Raw genomic sequence first — 18,367 nt, 5'->3', positions numbered from 1 at the left:
TCGATCAAAAAATGTGGCGCAAGATTGCTTGCCGCAGAAGCGGTTCATCCAATCCGCGGCAAACTGCGAGAATGCCGGCATGGTCAGCCGGTAGCGTTGCCAGGTTGCGGAGCCACCACAAACGGTGCGGTCTCGCTACGGAACTCGACCACATCCGGCAGCGCCCAGAACGGCTTGTAATTACCCTTGTGCACAATCCGGTAGGTCCCGCCCGGATTGCCTTGCTCCACTTCCCATGTGACCGTGGCGCTCTTGCAGTTGATGCACAGGAATCCGGTCGGGTTCCACTGGATCTTGGCGCCCCATTTGTCATCGCGCCGATATTCCTCCCAGCGCCCGTCCGCTGTCTGTTTTTCGATCACAAGAAATGTATCGTTGCGGCGCAGGCGATTCATGGGATGGCCGCTCACGAATTCCGCGCTGACCAGCAGCCGTTTTCCCTGTCCGCTGTTGAAGGGCGCCTCATATTGCATGGCGGGCGCAGTAAGCACGCTCCCGATCGTCCTGAACAAGGGAATGCCGTCCCACGCCACCGGCGCCGGCATGTTTTCTTCCGGCGTATTGGCGGCAGTCACCAGCGCCGCGAGCGGATCGTCCGCCGCCGGCGCTGCGACCGGCGCCCTGGCCGGCGGCGCGCTATTGTCTTTCAGGTCGGACGCCAGCATGTCGAGCGCCTGTGTAACAGCTGGCTGGCTCCATTTTCCCCAATCGGTGTAGCCGGATTCGTACTGCTTGCTCTCGTATTCTTCCGGCGTCACCAGGTAACCGGCGAAACCGCCGGCTTCCAGGCTGGGGCTCTGGCCATACAGGTAACCCAGCGCCAAGACGTTCTTCATGTCGTCGACGCCAAGCGTCGTCGCCAGCGCCTTGCGGATCCGGTACCCGGTCATGACCGGCAGTTCAAACGGTGCGGCCGCGAAATACAAGGATCCCAGCTTCAGCACATGCATTTCCGTCAGCGTCGCCGGCAAAGCGGCAATCACGTCTTTGGGCCCTTGGCAGGCGCGCAGTTCCGGCGTCAGTGTCGCTACTTGCGCGTCCAGATGCAGCGCCGCGCTTGCCAGGAATTTCAGGATATCGGACAAGATCGGCACCTGCAGGCCATAACCGACCAGCGCAGCCAGCGAAAGGCTGTTGTCAGCACCCTCAGCCGCTAGCGGCGTGCCCAGATCTTCCGTGCTGCCGGCAGCAAAAACGGCGCCCCAGGCTGGAGCACAGGTCCGCTGCGCTCCAGGGTCGCTGCCGTTCGGCCCCATGCCGCGGGTATATTTTCCATCGACCAGGATATTATGCAGGGCGACGCTCTGATAACGATAATTCAATCCTTGCCGGGCCGGCGCAAGGCCGTCATCCACCGGCGCTGCCGCCGAAATGACTTTTGGATATGACGGATTGGCCGGGTCCGCCACGGATCCCGTTGCCGTCAGCAGCATATAGGCTCTGTCGTAGAGACGTTCGCCGATTTCTTTCATGCTGTCGAAAGGCGTGTCCTTGACGCCACGCTTGCAGCCTGTCTGATGATGATCCAGCCGCTGGCGGTCTGTGCAGATGTCGAAATTCTTGTTGCTGGTCACATCGCCTGGGTTGGTTTCCGCAAATGCCGCGACGAAACCCTGGCCGCCGTTCTGCCTGCCAAGATTCATCCGGTCTTCAAGGCGCCGGGCGGCGTAACCATAACTGTCCCCTGTGACATAGGTAAAGCCGTCATCGACCATGTTGGTTGCGTGAGTACCGAAGAAAGTCAGCGCACCTACCGGGGTTCCGCCGCGGACGAACGTCAACTGCGTCATCAGCGGATCGATGCCGGCCTCGCCGACAGCTTTGATGTCGTTGACGTTATCCAGCTTGAATGCTTCGATCGAACGGTTCCTGCTGACCGTCGTCAGGTTTCCTCGGCTGACCTTGATGGCGGCGGTCGCTTTATTATTGTCGGCATTGACGATTGCCTGGACAATGCCGTCGATCTGGGCCTTGAACAGCTTTGGCCGCGCAGCGTCGCCATTGGGCGGTGCGCCGTGGGTATGTGTGACCACCATCACGAGATTTTCGGCGGAAAACCTGGAATTGAATTGCTGCATCCCAGCCAATTCTTGCAACACCACCTCTTTCACCGTGGAGCCAGGTAATCCAGCTTCGACGACGACAAACAGAACCTCGCTGGCCGCCGGCTTCGCCTCGGCATCCTTGATCAGGAAAGCCCTGGCGGTCAGCCGCGACTGCAGGCCGTTGAATCCGGGAGCAACGGCCCAGGCGTTGCTGGTTTCCCCCATCGCCACGGCGGTGGTATCGCCGCGTCCAAGCCCCACGACGTAATCGTGGGCCACGGCATATCGCGCCGCAGTACAGATCAACGCCACAGCGACGATCCGGCCAGCTATCTGTCGTAATTTCATTGTTCCTCCGTTTATGTCAGGTAAATACGTTACAGAACGACTTCGCCGCTGCGGATCTCATCTCGCCGCCGCGCCGCTCACCACGCCTGCCAGGGAAAACAGCAGCGCGCCCTTCCCGCCCGGCGCCTTGAGCAGCGCCGTGATCGGTTCATCGCCGGCGCTATGCTCCAGCGTGAAACGGCGGCCGCCGTCAGTGCTGCGCAACACGGTGCCGCCCATGCCGCCGGCCGCCAGTTCGCGTCCGGACAGTTGTGCAATATCGGTCAGCGATTGCGTTGTGCCGGAAGCGACCGGCTGCCAGCTCTTGCCGTCATCGGCGCTGCGTATGATGTGGCCGCGCATGCCGACCGCGACCACGGTGCTGGCGCCGTTTTCAGAAAAGGCGGCGGCGCTCCAGAGCGAGCCCTTTTCACCGCTGTCGATTACATCCCAGTGTTTGCCGCCGTCTTCCGAACGGAATACCGTGCCGGCTTCGGCCATGATCAGCAGCGTGCCGCTGGCGGTCGCGACAATCCGGTACAGGTGGCGGTCGGCAGCGTCGCCGTTGCTCAGTTTTATTTCAGTCCAGGTCGCGCCGCCGTCGCTGGTGCCCAAGGCCATCCCGAACAGGCCGACCGCCAAGCCCTTGTCGGCATCGCCAAACCAGATCGACAATATCGGCTGCTCCTGGCCGTACTGCTGGCGCAGCAGGTTCCAGTGTTCGCCGCCGTCGGCGGTTTTCAACACCACGCCGTCATGGCCCGCGGCCCAGCCGGTGTTGCGGTCGATGAAGGTGACCGAGGTCAGCATGGTGCGGGTCGGCACGCTGCGCGCCTGGCGGTACTGTTTGCCGTCGTCGGACAGCAGGATCACGCCATGGTCGCCGACGGCTACGATCCTGCCGCCTGTGGTGCTGGTCGCCGCCAGCATGGCGGTGCCGGCGGCTTGCTGGCGCAACTGCGCGGGACGGTTGGTCGGCCAACCAGAGTTGGCCGCTTCGGCCGCAGACGAGTTGGCGCCGGCAACCGCCAGCAAGAAACACAACACGGCAGGAATCACACGCATATTCTTGGATGTCGATGGCATGGGTTTCCTCAATGAGCAACGGACGACGTCATGCGCGGCATGCCGGCGCGGCGCGGAAAAATGGTTTCCAGCACTACCGCGAAGGCCGGCAGCAGGGTGACCGCCATGACCATGTTGACCAGGAACATGAAGGTCAGCAGCTTGCCCATGTCGGCCTGGAACTGCAGCGGCGAAAACGACCAGGTGGCGACGCCTATCGACAAGGTCAGCGCAGTAAACACGGTAGCCACGCCGGTTTCGTGCAAGGTGCGCTCGACCGCGTCGCTGATCGCAATGCCAGCTCCCAGGTGCAGCTGCAAACGGTTATAGATGTAGAAGGCGTAGTCGACGCCGATGCCGGTGGCCAGCACCATCACCGGCAATGTAGCCACGGTGAGGCCGATGTTCAGGTCTTTCATGAACCAGTAGCCGAGCCAGGTCGCTACCGTCAGCGGCAGGCAGCAGGCCAGCATGGCGCGCCAGTCGCGGTAGGCGATCAGCACCAGCAGCAGGATGGCGGCGTATACGTACAGCATCATCGGCAGTTCGCTGCGTTCCAGCACTTCGTTGGTGGCGGCCTGCACGCCGGCGTTGCCGCTGGCCAGGCGGATATTGACTCCGTCCAGCCGGTTGGTCCGGCGAAACTGTTCCACCGCGGCGACCACGCCCTTGATGGTGGTCGCCTTGTGGTCGCTCAGGTACAGGTTGACGCCCTGGGCCCGGCAATCCGATGAGGAAAAGCCGTGCAGCTGGTTGTTGGCGCTGCCGAACTGCGAACCCAGGCCGCGCGCATCGCGCGTGATGGTGGCCATCTTCGGGTTGCCTTCATTGAGGCCGGCATTCACGCCCTTGAGCACATCGGCCACCGAACGGATCGACAGCACGCCCGGCACGCCGCTCATCTGCTGCGCAAAATCGTCCATGAACAGCTGGGCGTCGGGACGCGCGCAGGCATCCAGCTGCTTCGCCGGCGCTACCTCGAACACCACCGTCAGCCAGTCCAGGCCGACGTCGAAGCGTGCGGTAATGTCGGCAGCGTCGCGGTTGAAGCGCGCTTCCGGCCGCAGCTCGGCGGCGCCCGCCTGCAGGCTGCCGACATGGCGCCCCTGGCTTTGCCACACCGCCACGCCGAACAAGGCGGCGCCCAGCGCCACCACTATCCAGGCATTGCGCGGCCGCGCCACCAGCGCCAGGCCGCCGAGCCAGCGGCTGTGCTGCTCGCGGCGGCCGATGGCGCGCTGCGCATATTCCTGCGAAAAGCTGAAATACGAGGCGGCGACCGGCAGCATCACCAGGTTGGTGACGATCTTGTAGCCGACGCCTATCGAGGCGGCGATCGCCAGTTCCCGGATCATCGGGATCGGGATCAGGGTCAGCGTGATGAAGCTGATAAAAGCCGTCACCAGCGCCAGCGTGCCGGGTATCAGCAAGCCGGTGAAACTGTGGCGCGCCGCCTGTTCTGTATTCCGGCCGGAGGCGATTTCGCGCACAATGAAATTGATCTGCTGTACGCCGTGCGAGACGCCGATGGCGAACACCAGGAACGGCACCAGGATCGCCAGCGGATCAAGGCCGAAACCGAGCAGCCGCAGGGTGCCGAACTGCCACACCAGCGAACTGAGCGAGCAGACCAAAGGCAGCATGGTCAGACGCAGCGAGCGGCAATACCAGTAAACCGAGAGCGCGGTCAGCAGCAAGGCAATGCCGAAGAATTCCATGACGCGGCTGGCTTCTTCGCCGATATCGCCGATGGCCTTGGCGAAGCCGATGATCTGGATCTCGACGTCGGCGTTTTCGAACTGCTTGCGCACCTTGTCTTCCAGCAGCTGGTTGAAGACGCGGTAATCGAGCGCCTGCCCGGTCTGCGGGTCGCTGTCCTGCAGTTCGGCCAGCACCATGGCGCTGGTCTGGTCGCGCGAGACCAGGTTGCCGAGGTAGCCGCCGGCGGCGACGCGGCCACGGATGTCGGCGATCACCTGCGGATTGAGCTTCTCGGGAATGATGTCGCCGCCGGTAATCGGCAGGGCCTTGAAACCCTCTTCCGTGATTTCGGTAAAGAACACATTCGGCGTCCACAGCGACATGACGCTGCTGCGGTCAACTCCCTGCAGGTAGTTGACCGCCTCGGTCACACCCAGCAGCTGGCGCAGCACCGGCGGATTCCAGATCGTGCCGTGGCGCGCGTGCACCACCACGATCAGGCGGTTGGCGCCGAACAGCGCTTCCCGGTACTGGTTGAAGGTCTTGATGTATTCATGCTGCTGCGGCAGGGTCTTTTCAAATCCGGCCGACATGCGCAAACCAAGCGCCAGCACCGCCATGCACAGCGTAAAAACGCCGAATGCCAGCAGCACCGCAAGGCGGCGCCTGAAAAGAACCGATTCGAGCCCCGCCACCAGCCGCTGCAGCCGGCCATCCTTGGCGGGACCCTGGGTTGAACTACTGCTCATGCCTGCATCCAATCACTGGTTAATCAGAACGATGTCGTAAAGCTGAAGGTGGCGAAATCGCGGTCGCGGCTCAGGTTGGACAAGCCGCCGCCGTAATTGTGGGTGTAGTCGACACGCATCTTGGTCGCCGGCTTGGTCTTGAAATCCACGGTCAGCCCCAGCACCACCGCACCCGCGCCCTGGATGAATCCCGGCAAGGCGCTGGCGGACACGCCGGACATGCCGTACGACAGCGACAGGTCCGGCGCGAAGGAAGCCTGGCCGCCGAACGCAGCCGGATAGTTGACGCCGATCTGCGCCACCAGGCCGCTGGAGAGTTTGGTCGGCGACCGGTAATCGGAAGTCACCGAATAGGGGATACCCTGGTTGAGATCGAGGTCCGGATAGTAGGCCGCCGCCAGCTCCGAGGTAAACGTACCCTCGGTGGCGCCCAGCGCGCGCAGCAGGCCGCCGAAACTGCCGCCCGGAGTGAAGATGTTGAGCGCGGTCAGGTGGAACTGGTATTTCTTCTGGTCGACGGCGCCGCGGCAGACGTAGCCGGTGGGGCGGTAGTTGGCCGGATTCAGGTCGGCGTTGCAGTAATACGGATTGTTCGGGTTGCTGACGATGGTCGGATCGATAGGGGTGCTTTCCTTCGGCCGGAACGACAGCTCGGTGCCGAAGGCCCAGTCGCCGGCGCGGGTGTTGTAGGAGACGCCGAACAGGTTGCGGTCCTCGGCGTAATCCAGGTAAATTTCCTGCCAGCCGAACGGGTTGGCGGTAGTGCCCTGGTTGACGCGGATGCTGGCGAACGGGATCTTGTCGTGATAACGGATGTAGTACAGGCCCAGTTCGTCGCCGCTCTCAGGGAAGGTATAACGGGTCGACAGGCCGAACTGGCCGCTGTTCCTGGGGTTGTGGTCGATGCCGCGCGGGATCACGCTGCCGCTATGGATCAGCGGGCCGTACAAGGGATTCAGGTTGGGATCGCCCAGCTCGCTGGCCGATAGCTGGCGGTTGAACGGCAGCCCGGTGCTGGGATTGACGCCGATGATGCGGGTGCCGGTATCGCCCACGGTGCCGGGCGGCGCCGGCGGCAGGCCGAACTGGCCGGTGACGGAATTGACCAGCGAGGTCGGCAGGAAGGCCCCGGTGGAGCCGCGGCCGACGATGTCGCTGGTGGAAAAGAAGGTGCCGACCGGATCGAACTCGTAACCGTTCCAGCGCGTCTGGTAATAACCCTCGACGCTCAGGCCCTTGGCCACCTCTGCATTCAGCGACAGGATAGGCGCCGGGCGGAAGATCTCCTTCAGCTGCACGCCAGGGCTGTGCGCGCGCCGCACATCGATGGCGTTGATCGAATTGATCCCGCCGGGAATGAAAATGTCCTCGCCCCAGCTGATCACCTGGTTGCCGACCCGCGCCCGCACCGGATGCTCATCGATCTCGAATTCCTTGTTGACGTAGGCGTCCAGCAGGCGGATGTCGTGCACCGCATGGCTGCGTGCATCGGGTTCAAGATCGGCATAACGGGTGCGGTCGGCGGCGAAATCGTAGGACCATGCAGCGCGCATCAGGCCGCTCCAGCCGTCCGGCGCTTTCAGGAACAGATCGTGCACGCCGCGCAAGGTAGCCGAGAACACCTGTCCGCTTTTATAGTTGAGGTTGCCGTTGTCCTGGTTCAGCCTGGTCAAATCGTACGACTGGTTGAAATTGACCGGATCGCGCCGTGCGATGCCGATCTGGTCGCTGCTGGCGCAGCCGCCGTTGTCCTGGCCTATGAAGGCGCAGTTCGGGCTGGAGGTGCGCACCGCCATGCCGAAGGAAATCGAGGAGTCGAAGCTGCCCCTGAGGCCGTTGCCGAGGTCGAACTGTTCCGCCCTGGCCGTCTGGCTGAACACCGTCGAACTGCCCCATACCAGGGCCACCACCATGCTCGGCTTGAAACCGGAACGCCTGCCCTTCGCCATCTTTCTCGCCATCTTCTTCATTCTTCTCTCCCCGGGATACGAATAAACTGCGCGATTTTTTGCGGACGCATTTTTGCGGACGCCTGTCAGCGGGTGGCAAAGCGGCGCAAGCCGTCAGGTTCGAACATCGATTCCTTGACCCGGCCTTCGCGGCCGGCCAGCCAGTCGGATTGCTTCTGCCCGGCCGGGATGCGTTCGGCGATGTAGCGTCCCAGCGACAGGTCGTAACTGGCGTAACCCTCTTGCACGCAAGCCGGCAGTTCGGTCGCCATCACTACCCCGCTTTCCATCACGCGCTGCACCTTGCCCTGGCCGTCGTACAGGTCTTGCACCAGGATCTGCCAGGAATCCTCGTCCAGGTAAAAGGTCCGTTTCGGAAAGGTATGGCGCGCGCCCTGCTTGACCGTCGCTTCTATTTCCCACACGCGATGGGTTTCGTAACGGGTCAGGTCGCGGTTGAGGAAAGTCGGCTGCACCACGTCGCCGATCTTGTTTTCCACCGCGTTGACCTTGTTCCAGTTGTAGGGAACGATCATTTCCTTCTTGCCGACCAGCTTGTAGTCGTAGCGGTCCAGCGGGCCGTTGTACATGGTGTACTGGTCGATGGTTTCAAGGTTTTCATCGTTCAGGATAGGGGCGTCGTAGGAATAGGTCGGCGCGCGGCGCACCCGGCGCTGGCTGGCGAAATACAGCCAGATATCGTTGGTCTTGCCGATGTAAGCGTGCGACAAGGTGACGTCGCCGGCGAACTGGGCCGGCGCGATGTAGGGGCTCAGGTAAAGCGACTCGATGCCCTTGGCGCCGGCGATCGTGTTGTTCTTCGGGTTCGACAGTGGAAACATGATGTAGTCTTCCTGGATCAGCGGCTCGCCGATGCCGCTGCCGCCTTTCGGCGGAATCGCAGTGGCGTAGGCCCAGGTCAGGCCTTCGCCCTGGTAGCGCATCTTGAAATTCCACATCGCCTCGACGCCGTTGGCCGGCATCGGAAACGGGTAGCCGGCGGTCTTGGCTTCCACCAGTTCGTAGCCGTTTTGCCCGATCTTGGCGAAACCGACATTTTCCTTGCTGCGCTGGTACACCACGTCCGGATAACCGCAGGAACGGTGGGTCGGATAGACATCCATGCGGTAACCCTTGATGCTCTTGATCAGCTGCACCTGGCCGGGCGACAGCTTGGCGGCATATTTATCGAGATTGGCGGCGCTGATCGAGGCCACCGGCTTGTCGGCCGCGTAGGGATTCGGGCGCGGCTGGCCAGCCTTGTAGCCGCCCGGCGCAGTGACGTCGCCGCCGCTCCAGGCCGGGATCGTGCCGTCCTTGTTACCCGCCTTTTCGGCGCCGACCGGCGTCAGTTCCGCGCCCAGCTTGGCTGCCTGCTGCGCCCACAGCGGCGCGGTCAGCAGGCAACAGGCCCAGGCGGCAGACAACAGCAGTACGGATGCTTTCGGTTTGATCGGGTGCATTTCACGTCTCCTCGCAGGTCAAATCACAACTGAATTTCGATAAACTTTCGATAAACGGCGGCATCGGCCGTCAGCGCACCAGCAGTTTCATCATCATCTGGAAAGTCTTTCCATAAGGCGGCTTGAACAGCGACAGCCCGTTGATGGCCGACTGGTGGAAAATCGGCTTCATCTTCGACAAGGTCTGGAAACCGTACTCGCCGTGATAGGCGCCCATGCCGCTGGCGCCGACGCCGCCGAACGGCAGGTCGTCCTGCGCGATATGCAGCAAGGTGTCGTTGATGGAGACGCCGCCGGCCACGGTATTGCGCATCACCTGGTCGATGTTTGCCCGGTTCTTTTCAAACAGATACAGCGCCAGCGGACGCGGATGTGCATTGACGTAGGTGATCGCCTGCTCCAGCGAGCCATACGGCAGCAGCGGCAAGAGCGGGCCGAAAATTTCTTCCTGCATGACGCGCATGCCGTCATTCACGCCGCTCAGGAGCAGCGGCGACATGCGGCGCGACATGGCATCCGATACCGCGTCCGACAGCGGCACCGGCAACGCGCCGAGCTGGCTGGCTTCATCTACCAGCGACTGCAGCCGCGCGAAATGCTGCGGACTGACGATGCTGGTGTAATCGGGATTGCCGGCGAGATCCGGATACAGCTTGCCGAACACGCGCTTGGCGGTGTCGATGAAACGCTGCACCTGGTCTGCCGGCAGCAGCACATAGTCCGGAGCGATACAGGTCTGTCCCGCATTCAGCAGCTTGCCGACCAGGATGCGTTCGACCGCCTTGTCGAAGTCGGCGCCTGGTCCGATGATGGCCGGCGATTTTCCGCCAAGTTCCAGCGTGACCGGGGTCAGGTGTTCGCTGGCGGCGCGCATCACATGGCGTCCGACCGCGGTGGAGCCGGTGAACAGCAAATGGTCGAACGGCATGCGGGAAAATTCGCGCGCTACTTCGGCATCGCCGTTGACGACGGCGATCTCATCGGCCGCGAAACTGGTGCTGACCAGCTGCGCGAACAGAGCGGCAAACCGCGGCGTGTACTCCGACTGCTTGAGCATGACGCGGTTGCCCGCTGCCAGCGCCGCCGTCATCGGACCTATCGCCAGCAGCAGAGGGTAATTCCACGGCGCCACAATGCCCACCACACCCAGCGGCTGCGGCATCAGCTTCGATGCCGCCGGCTTGAACCAGAGGCCGGTGGCGCGCCTGCGCACCCGCATCCAGCGCTTGCCGTGGCGCAGCGCATGGGCGATGCCTGCGACCGAGGGAAACACTTCCGCCAGCTCGGTTTCCTGTTGTGCCCTATTGCTGAAGTCGGCTGAAATCGCTGCAGCGATGGCGGCGCGGTTCTCCATCACCAGCGCCCGCAGGCGCCGCAGCCGGTCGGCGCGCGTCGCCCAGTCCGGTGTTGGCGTTTGGCGGCTGGCCGCATGCATCGCATCAAAAATCGAACGGGTTTCAAACATGGCTGGCAATCTCGCGATCTGTAATCTGCACTTGGGAAGCGGGTTCATGGGATGGCCCCGGATCGGAGGACCCGAGCACCGGCCAGTAATCGATGATTTTTCCCTGGCGCAGGATGACCATGGCGCCGAACTGCAGCATCACGGCTTCACTCTGGGTCGGCCACAGGAATACATAATCGTCCGGCGCCAGCGCGGTCGCCGCCGAGCCGTTGACGAACTGCTGGTTGGTGCTGTAGCCCATCATCGGGTGTTCCAGCAGGCCGCGCGGCGATTCGTAGCGCGCCAGCCAATGTCCGCCGTAGAGAAAATAGGTAAGACGGCGGTTCGGGTTCCACCATGCCGCGGCTTTTCCGATCCAGTCCGCTCCCGGAATCCTGGTGCCGTCCAGCACCTTGAGCACCGGCGCGGCGATGAACATGGCCGGCTGGTGTTCAGCCAGCAAGCCAAGGTCGAAATCCGCGGGTTTGAGGAAAGCGGACCCCACCGATATGTCATTGATCGGCGATTGCTCGCCGTAGAGACGGTATGACATGCTGCCGCCGGCATTCAGCGTGAGGCCAGGATGCAGCAGCTTGGGATAGGAACTGCTGACCACCTGCATGAAAGCCCGGTAGCGCTGCAACACCTTGCCATGCAATTGCGCCTGCGTGCCGAAGGCGCGCGGCAGCTTGGCGACATGCGGCTCGTATCCCATGAAACCGCCGAACGTCAGGTGCGCCGGATTGCGCTCTATCATCTCCAGCATGCTGGCAAGCACTTTCTCTTCCGCCACGCCGCCCCGGTGCAAGCCGACATCCAGTTCGATATTGATCCGCATGCTTAATCCGCGCTGCTGGGCCAGCGTCAGATATTGCGCCAGGCGCTGCGGCGTATCGAGCAGCCATTGCAGCTGCCTGGCCGCATCGAACGGACCCTGCAACTCGTCGTAGAATGCGGCCGCGGCGCGCACCGGCATCGGTTTTCCGAGCAAAAAATCAAGCTGCGGAAAACGCCTTGCCTCGTCGCTCAGGAAAGGCTGGTGAAAGGCCATCAGACGGCTGCTGCCGGATGCCTGCAAGACATAATCGAGCAAGGCCAGCGAAGGCAGCGATTTGGCGACGACCCGCAACGACCTGCCGGGTCCCATGACTTGCCGCACCAGCGCAATGTTATGGTCCAGGCGGTCCAGGTCGATCACCAGGCAAGGGCGCGCCGGGCCGTTCCGGCGCAGTTCGGCGTTGATCGCCGAAAAATAAGGATCATGGGGCGCGCCACGGTCTTTCGGCCATAAGCTTGCTGGCATCATGCCTCCCTTGAATGGATGAACAGGTGACGCCGCATCGCAGGCGCAAAACGCAGCAGCACGCAAAGCACGGCGGCCATGCACAAGATCAGCATGACCACCGCCTGCTGCCAGCCCAATATGTTCTTGATGCGTTCAAACAGCACCGTCATCGCCAGCACTCCAGCGTTTCCCACCGTCCAGAACAGGCCGGCCGCCATGCCGGCGTGCGCCTTGGGAACCGCCTCATCGATCACTGTCAGCGACAACGGGAGCAGCGGCAGCCAGAAGAAGCCGAGCAATGCGCCGCAAGCGATGCCCCAGGCGGCGCTGCCGGCCGAGAACAGGGGGTATAACAGCAGCGCCGATGGCATCAGGCAAATAATCATCACGCCGAGCGTGTTGCCGGCGCGCGTGGCCAGCGCCGGAATGATCATGGCGCCGATAATGCCTCCCGCCACCACGGCGGCCATCGCCAGGCCGGCATCGTCGATGCCGAAACCGCGTGCGCTCCATACCACCTCCAGCCAGGTAGTGGCGGCGTTGAAACAGCCTTGTATCAGGAAACTGGCGACCAGGATCACCAGCAGCGTGATATTGCCTTTGATTTTGAACGGCGCTTGCGCCGTGGCCTGGGTCGCCGGCGCCTGGTACTGCCGTTGCCGGACAAATAGATACGTCAGCAGGAACAACAGGAAAGCCGCAGCTGCATGTATCGCCATGGATCCGGCCAGCCGGAAGCTGGTGAACAAGAGCGGCGACACCATCATGGCAAGCGCCAGCCCGGCAAAGATGGCGATTGCGCAAATGCCGGTTACCTTGGCCTCGTCGCGCGCATCGAACCAGTCCGACACCAGCACCGTGATCGGCGTCACCACGAACGGCACGGCGACCGCAATGCCGGTTTGCGCCAGCACCAGCAGCCAGAAATTGTCGATCACGCGCAACAGGCTGCAAGCGGCCATCAAGCCGGTGCCGATGAGCAGGGACAGGCGGTAGCCGCGGTGGTCGATGAAGCCGCCGGCCAAGGCCGAAACCAGGATGCTCATCACCGGGAACACCAGGATCAGCAGGCTGGCGGACAACTCGCTGACGCCATAATGGCCGGAGACATAGGTCAGGATCGGCGCGAAGTCGTACCAGAACACCTGCGTCATGATCAGCGCGGCGCAGAAGATGGCCAGGATTCCCCAGCGCTGCAACGGTAAAGTTTTCACGCCATGCATGTCTGCCTCAGCATCCAAAATATCGTTTCAGCAACGGGTTGACGAAGACGCCGGCCGGATCGATCTGGTCCCGTAACGCCATGAAATCATCCCAGCGCGGATAAAGGCCCGCCAGTTGCCGGGCACCGAGATTATGCATCTTGCCCCAGTGCGGGCGGCCGCCATGGTTGAGGAAAATCGCCTCGGCCGCGCGGAAATACGGCTCGTGCTCCATGCCCACATACTGGTGTACCGAAATCGATGCGGAATCGCGGCCGTAGAACGGCGACAGCCAGATGTCGTCGCCTTTGACGTAACGGTATTCGACCGGGAAATGTACCAGCACCTTGTTCTTTTCGATATAGGCGGCCAGTTCGCGCAGCGCCTCCGGTCCGCGTTCGGCGGGGAGTTCGTACTCCATTTCATTGAACCGCACCAGGCGCTCGGTGGCAAAGGCGCGGCGGCAGTCAGCCACCATTACCGGCGCCTTGTTGCCGACCAGCTTGCCGATCAGTCGCGCAACACCTGGCGCGCGCTCCGGCTTGGCGCGCACCAGGCGCGACAGCATTCCGAATACGCCATTTTCCAGCGCCAGCTCGATCGCGCTGGTCAGTCCCTGGTTTGAGACCTGGGCCTCGGTCTGGTTCATCAGCTTGACCACGGTCTTGCGGGTATGAGGAAACCAATAGAACTCGAAATGGCGATTCTGCTGCGCCAGGACGGGAGCGTTGTCCAGGCAGGCATCCAGGTCCATGGCCTGCTTGACCAGCTCGAGCCGGTAAGCGGGGACGACCTCGATCTTGATCTTCGCCATGATGCCGAGGCTGCCCATGGCTACCCGCGCCGCGGCGAACAGGTCCGGCTCCTGCGTCGGCGAACAGGTCACCGGCTCGCCGTCCGGCATTACCAGCGTCATGCCCCGCACCTGGGTCGAGATCGAACCCAGTCCGATCCCGGTACCGTGCGTTCCGGTACCCACCGCCCCGGCCAGGGACTGCTTGTTGATGTCGCCCAGATTCAGCATGCCGTGGCCGCTCGCGCCCAGCTGCTCACCCAGCGTCTTGAGGTCGGTGCCAGCCCAGACATCGGCCACGCCGGCCTCCACCGAGGCGACGCCGCTCATGTTGCGCAGCGATACCAGCGCCCCGCCGGTCTCCACCAGCGGCACGAACGAGTGGCCGCTGCCCACCACCCGCAGCGATTGCCCGGCGGCCACAGAGCTGCGGACTACCGCCCTCAGCTCCTCCATCGACCCCGGAGAGGAATAGCGGGCCGGTGAAAACCGTACCGACCCCGACCAGTTGCGCCAGCCAACCTGGCCTTCTTGCGGCGCCAAAATTGCTTGATCCAAACTGCACTCCTCTCAAGATACCGCAGTTGCGCTGCACCGCACGAAACACTAGCCAGGCAAGCGCTAAATTCAGGCCCGGCTTGGCTCATGCGAGGTTTTTTTTGATGTAACATATTCGAAATAATTATATGGACTCGGTCCCGGCGACGACAGGACCGCGACAGAAAATAAGGGAACATATCCGGCCAAAATGGGCCGTACGAAAACCTTATCCGCAGAATTTCGGGGCAAATCGAGACTAGGAGTCGGCGTATGCGTTACAGCAAAGGCAACAGTTTGACGAATGATGACAAAGCGTCCATTACGCCAAACATCGCCCTAGCCCTGACCCAGGTCCTTGCCGAAAACGGCGTTGCGCCGGCCCGGGTGCTGGCGCGCTTCGGTCTGACCGTCTCCGACCTGGAAGATCCTTCCTTCAGGCTGTCGCGCCGCCAGACCAGCGGCATGATCGCGCACGCCATCAAGCTGTTGCCGGAATTGCCGCTCGGCCTGCTGGTCGGCAGCAAGCAGACCTTGAATTCGCTGGGCATGGTCGGCTTTGCAATGATGACTTCCGCCACCTTCGGCGAGGCCATCGATCATTGCCGCCGCTACCACAAGGAAGGCGGCACCATGGTGGACATCGATTTCACGGCGACCGAACACGAGTGCATCGCGGTCTTCCATAACCCGGGCGACGCCGCGATTACTCCGTTCCTGATCGAGGAAGTCACCGCTCATCTCATGAACATGGGCCAAATCCTGCTGGGAACCCGCGGCCTGCTGCTGCGCATGGAACTGCAGTATCCGGCGCCGGCCTATGCCGCGCATTACCGGCAGCTGTTCAACTGCCCCCTGCAATTTTCGGCGCAACGCAATTGCATCGTGGCCGACGCCTCCTTGTTCGCGATGCCGCTCGACACCCACAACCCGCTGGCGCAGCGCCAGGCGCTGGAACATCTGCAACGCATGGCGATGCGCAATCCCGACACCCCGGACCTGATTGAATCGATCGAAAGCGTATTGCGCCGCAACTGGGAGTCGCCGCCGAACATGGCTGAAATCGCCGGCAGCCTCAACCTCACGGAACGGACGCTGCGCCGCCATCTCGACCAGTGCGGCATGTCGTTCCAGCAGATACGGGCCCAGATGCAGGAGCGCCGCGCCAGGAACCTGCTGGAAACCCGCCAGCTGACGCAGAGCGAGATCGCGGCCCAGCTCGGCTTCACCGACGTCCGCAGTTTCCGCCGCGCCTTCAAGGCATGGACCGGTGAAACCCCAGGCAATTACCGCAGCAGCCACAACTCCCCGAATTTCCAGTGACCAGTCACGCCGCAAGATGTAAGTAATTTTCGCCCCGCGTGCAAACGCCGGACCGGCGAGCGCCGATCGAAATCCGGGAGTAACATGGCCGCTTCGTTTCCGGAGAATTAGCGCATGCCGAATCCATTGCCGTCCCTGCTTGGCAGTTTGCTGCTGAGCGCCACGCTGTCTGCCGCCGCCGTACAAACGCTTCCTGCCGCCCCCGTCTACGGTCCTGAACTGCAAGGTTTCGACTACCCTTATGAATTGAAGCATTACGCCTTCGAATCGCAAGGCAAGCAGCTGCAGATGGGTTACATGGATGTCGCAGCGGCCGGCGCCGCCAATGGCCGCACCGTGGTTCTCATGCATGGCAAGAATTTCTGCGGCGCGACCTGGGAGCAGACCATCAAGGCCTTGAGTACGGCCGGCTACCGGGTGGTGGCGCCTGACCAGGTCGGTTTCTGCACCTCGAGCAAACCCGGGCATTACCAGTATTCGTTCCAGCAGCTCGCCATCAATACCCACGGCCTGCTGGAACAGCTAGGCATTCAAAAAGCCACCATCGTCGGCCACTCTACCGGCGGCATGCTGGCTACCCGCTATGCCCTGCTATACCCGGAGCAGACGGCGCAGCTGGTGATGGTCAACCCTATCGGCCTGGAAGACTGGAAAGCGCTGGGCGTGCCTTACCGCACGGTCGACCAGTGGTACCAGCGCGAGCTGAAGCTGAACGCCGACGGCCTGCGCAAATACGAACAGAGCACCTACTATGTCGGCCGCTGGAAACCGGAATACGAACGCTGGGTGACCATGCTGGCCGGGCTTAACCAAGGTCCGGGCCACGAGCTGGTGGCGTGGAACTCTGCGCTGATCTACGACATGATCTTTACCCAGCCGGTGGTCTACGAGTTCAAGGATCTCAGCGTGCCCACCCTGCTGTTGATCGGCGACGCCGACACCACCGCCATCGGCAGCGATGCGGCGCCGGCGGCGGTAAAGGCAAAAATCGGCCGTTACAACGTGCTGGGCAAACAGGCAGCCAAGCAGATCCCGCAAGCTACGCTGATAGAGTTTTCCGGCCTCGGCCATGCACCGCAGATGGAACAACCGGCCGAGTTCCATAAAGCTTTGCTGGCCTGGTTGGCCGCGCACTGAACCGCTTTACGGATTCGCTTTACGGATTAACCGGCGCCGGTTTATCAACATTGATGCGCGCCAGGTAGGCCGCCGGCACTTGGTCAAGCACCACGCTGTAGTTGAACTCGGAGATACCGTCCTGGATCTCCAGACCCTGGTCGACATAGATAGTTGCAGCGTCGTCCAGCTGTGCGATCTGCTTGCCATCGCGATAAATCGTCAACAGCTTGCCGGATGGCTGACCTGAATTGCGCCATTGCAGAGTGACGCTGCGCGCCTCGCCGTCGGCCTTGGCTGTCAGTTGCCGCACGCTCGGCTGGCCCAGCAGCGGGACGCCGTCGATGCGGTAGCCGGCGGCATCCGGCTTGACGCCAAGATGGGTCAGTACGGTTGGCACGATATCGGCCTGCGTGGCATTGCCGTACAAGCCATTGAACCCCGTGTCCACCGGATCCTTGAACGGTGAGCTGAACTGCGCATTAGCTTCTTTATTGATGGCGATGAAGGTAGTCTTTTCACTCAGGGTCTGGCTGCCGTGCCCGAAGCCGCCTGGCACGCTGCGGCCATGGTCCGGCGTCACCATGATGAGCCAGTCTTCATCCGGATGCTCTTGCTGACGCCGTTGCAGAGCCGCCAGCATTTGCCCGATCCTGGCATCGGTGCTCTGGATCGCCGCCTGGTAGGCCGGTACAAAACCGACAGAGTGGCCGATATTGTCGACGTCGTCGAAGTGCGCAAACACAAAATCGAAATCGCCGAAACGCAGCAGGCCGCTAACCTTGTCAGCCACACATTGATCGTCTTCACTGCATTTCTCGGCGTGGCTGATGTACTTCAGGTCAATATCGCGGGCAAAATTATTGTTGATGGTGTTCCAGCTGACTATGCTGGCTGTGCGGCGTCGCGCATCGGCATCCTTGATCAGCTTGAATACGCTATCGGCCTGGTTGCGGAACTTGTCGTCGTTGGACGTGACCTTGTGCCGGTTCGCCCACACCCCGGTCAGGATGGTGGTCCAGCTTGCGCCGCTGGAGGTGACTTGTTCCGTGACGCTGCCTACGATGCCGCCGCCATAGGTCTTGGCGAGATGGAACCTGGCCAGATTCGGCGCCTGCCCGGCCGCAATCGCTTCCTGCAGTTTTTCGTACTGCATGCCGTCGACGCCGATCACCAGTGCCTTGTGCTTGCTGTAATCGACAACCGGCGGTGGCGGATCGACATTGATTTCCTCGCCGCCGCCGCAACCGTTCAAAAATACCGTGGTCAGCGTCGCCACGGCCAGGCGTTTTCCTCGACCATTTACTGTAAGCATATTTCCCCCAATATGGAAATGCACTGGAATTATCAATGCATTAATATTGTTAA

At 62.1% G+C, this 18,367-nt stretch carries 12 protein-coding genes; 2 read left to right on the top strand and 10 right to left on the bottom strand.

The window, feature by feature from the left end; translation table 11 throughout:
* Positions 1-83: 83 nt before the first annotated feature.
* The 9 genes from CFter6_RS01190 to CFter6_RS01150 form a co-directional block, all read right to left on the bottom strand.
* A complete protein-coding gene (locus CFter6_RS01190; RefSeq protein WP_061538398.1) occupies positions 84-2,393 on the bottom strand; it encodes a neutral/alkaline non-lysosomal ceramidase N-terminal domain-containing protein in 2,310 nt (769 codons plus the stop codon).
* 57 nt (positions 2,394-2,450) lie between these two features.
* Positions 2,451-3,458, bottom strand: coding sequence for a WD40/YVTN/BNR-like repeat-containing protein (locus tag CFter6_RS01185; RefSeq protein WP_150118572.1), 1,008 nt, complete (start codon positions 3,456-3,458; stop codon positions 2,451-2,453).
* Positions 3,459-3,466: 8 nt separating this feature from the next.
* Entirely contained in the window at positions 3,467-5,887 is a 2,421-nt protein-coding gene (locus tag CFter6_RS01180; RefSeq protein ID WP_061538397.1) for an efflux RND transporter permease subunit, read from the bottom strand.
* Between the two features lie 23 nt (positions 5,888-5,910).
* Positions 5,911-7,857: a DUF1302 domain-containing protein gene (locus tag CFter6_RS01175; RefSeq protein WP_061538396.1), complete on the bottom strand. Its 1,947-nt coding sequence runs from the start codon at positions 7,855-7,857 to the stop codon at positions 5,911-5,913.
* Positions 7,858-7,922: 65 nt separating this feature from the next.
* Positions 7,923-9,299: a DUF1329 domain-containing protein gene (locus tag CFter6_RS01170; RefSeq protein WP_061538395.1), complete on the bottom strand. Its 1,377-nt coding sequence runs from the start codon at positions 9,297-9,299 to the stop codon at positions 7,923-7,925.
* Positions 9,300-9,369: 70 nt separating this feature from the next.
* Positions 9,370-10,764 (bottom strand): coniferyl aldehyde dehydrogenase, encoded by a 1,395-nt coding sequence (locus tag CFter6_RS01165; RefSeq protein ID WP_061538394.1) that lies wholly within the window; start codon positions 10,762-10,764, stop codon positions 9,370-9,372.
* Entirely contained in the window at positions 10,757-12,049 is a 1,293-nt protein-coding gene (locus tag CFter6_RS01160) for an alanine racemase (protein WP_082814508.1), read from the bottom strand. The genes CFter6_RS01165 and CFter6_RS01160 overlap by 8 nt, the downstream gene beginning before the upstream one ends.
* Complete coding sequence (locus tag CFter6_RS01155; RefSeq protein WP_167351332.1) at positions 12,046-13,242, bottom strand: MFS transporter; 1,197 nt, start codon at positions 13,240-13,242, stop codon at positions 12,046-12,048. Before CFter6_RS01155 ends, CFter6_RS01160 begins: the two co-directional genes overlap by 4 nt.
* Before the next feature lie 16 nt (positions 13,243-13,258).
* Positions 13,259-14,581 carry a D-arabinono-1,4-lactone oxidase gene (locus tag CFter6_RS01150; protein WP_082814507.1) on the bottom strand — a complete coding sequence of 441 codons (1,323 nt, stop codon included), beginning with the start codon at positions 14,579-14,581 and terminating at the stop codon, positions 13,259-13,261.
* Between the two features lie 252 nt (positions 14,582-14,833).
* Here CFter6_RS01150 and CFter6_RS01145 point away from each other — a divergent pair, with 252 nt between their 5' ends.
* Together CFter6_RS01145 and CFter6_RS01140 are read left to right on the top strand one after the other, a co-directional pair.
* Positions 14,834-15,883, top strand: a complete 1,050-nt coding sequence (locus CFter6_RS01145; protein WP_061538392.1) for an AraC family transcriptional regulator — start codon at positions 14,834-14,836, stop codon at positions 15,881-15,883.
* A 114-nt stretch (positions 15,884-15,997) separates the two neighbouring features.
* Positions 15,998-17,020, top strand: coding sequence for an alpha/beta fold hydrolase (locus CFter6_RS01140; RefSeq protein ID WP_061538391.1), 1,023 nt, complete (start codon positions 15,998-16,000; stop codon positions 17,018-17,020).
* A gap of 19 nt (positions 17,021-17,039) precedes the next feature.
* Here CFter6_RS01140 and CFter6_RS01135 read toward each other — a convergent pair whose 3' ends face one another.
* Entirely contained in the window at positions 17,040-18,314 is a 1,275-nt protein-coding gene (locus CFter6_RS01135; protein WP_236904482.1) for an alkaline phosphatase family protein, read from the bottom strand.
* Positions 18,315-18,367: the final 53 nt, after the last annotated feature.

The organism is Collimonas fungivorans, from assembly GCF_001584145.1.
GTDB lineage: Bacteria > Pseudomonadota > Gammaproteobacteria > Burkholderiales > Burkholderiaceae_D > Collimonas > Collimonas fungivorans.
Note: the sequence above shows the minus strand (reverse complement) of the source record. Positions and strands in the feature narration are given on the sequence as shown.

Bases quoted from the DNA above. Each gene is read 5' to 3' on its own strand.
- CFter6_RS01190 (WP_061538398.1), bottom strand. From the start codon at position 2,393: ATGAAATTACGACAGATAGCTGGCCGGATCGTCGCTGTGGCGTTGATC.
- CFter6_RS01185 (WP_150118572.1), bottom strand. From the start codon at position 3,458: ATGCCATCGACATCCAAGAATATGCGTGTGATTCCTGCCGTGTTGTGT.
- CFter6_RS01180 (WP_061538397.1), bottom strand. From the start codon at position 5,887: ATGAGCAGTAGTTCAACCCAGGGTCCCGCCAAGGATGGCCGGCTGCAG.
- CFter6_RS01175 (WP_061538396.1), bottom strand. From the start codon at position 7,857: ATGAAGAAGATGGCGAGAAAGATGGCGAAGGGCAGGCGTTCCGGTTTC.
- CFter6_RS01170 (WP_061538395.1), bottom strand. From the start codon at position 9,299: ATGCACCCGATCAAACCGAAAGCATCCGTACTGCTGTTGTCTGCCGCC.
- CFter6_RS01165 (WP_061538394.1), bottom strand. From the start codon at position 10,764: ATGTTTGAAACCCGTTCGATTTTTGATGCGATGCATGCGGCCAGCCGC.
- CFter6_RS01160 (WP_082814508.1), bottom strand. From the start codon at position 12,049: ATGATGCCAGCAAGCTTATGGCCGAAAGACCGTGGCGCGCCCCATGAT.
- CFter6_RS01145 (WP_061538392.1), top strand. From the start codon at position 14,834: ATGCGTTACAGCAAAGGCAACAGTTTGACGAATGATGACAAAGCGTCC.
- CFter6_RS01140 (WP_061538391.1), top strand. From the start codon at position 15,998: ATGCCGAATCCATTGCCGTCCCTGCTTGGCAGTTTGCTGCTGAGCGCC.
- CFter6_RS01135 (WP_236904482.1), bottom strand. From the start codon at position 18,314: ATGCTTACAGTAAATGGTCGAGGAAAACGCCTGGCCGTGGCGACGCTG.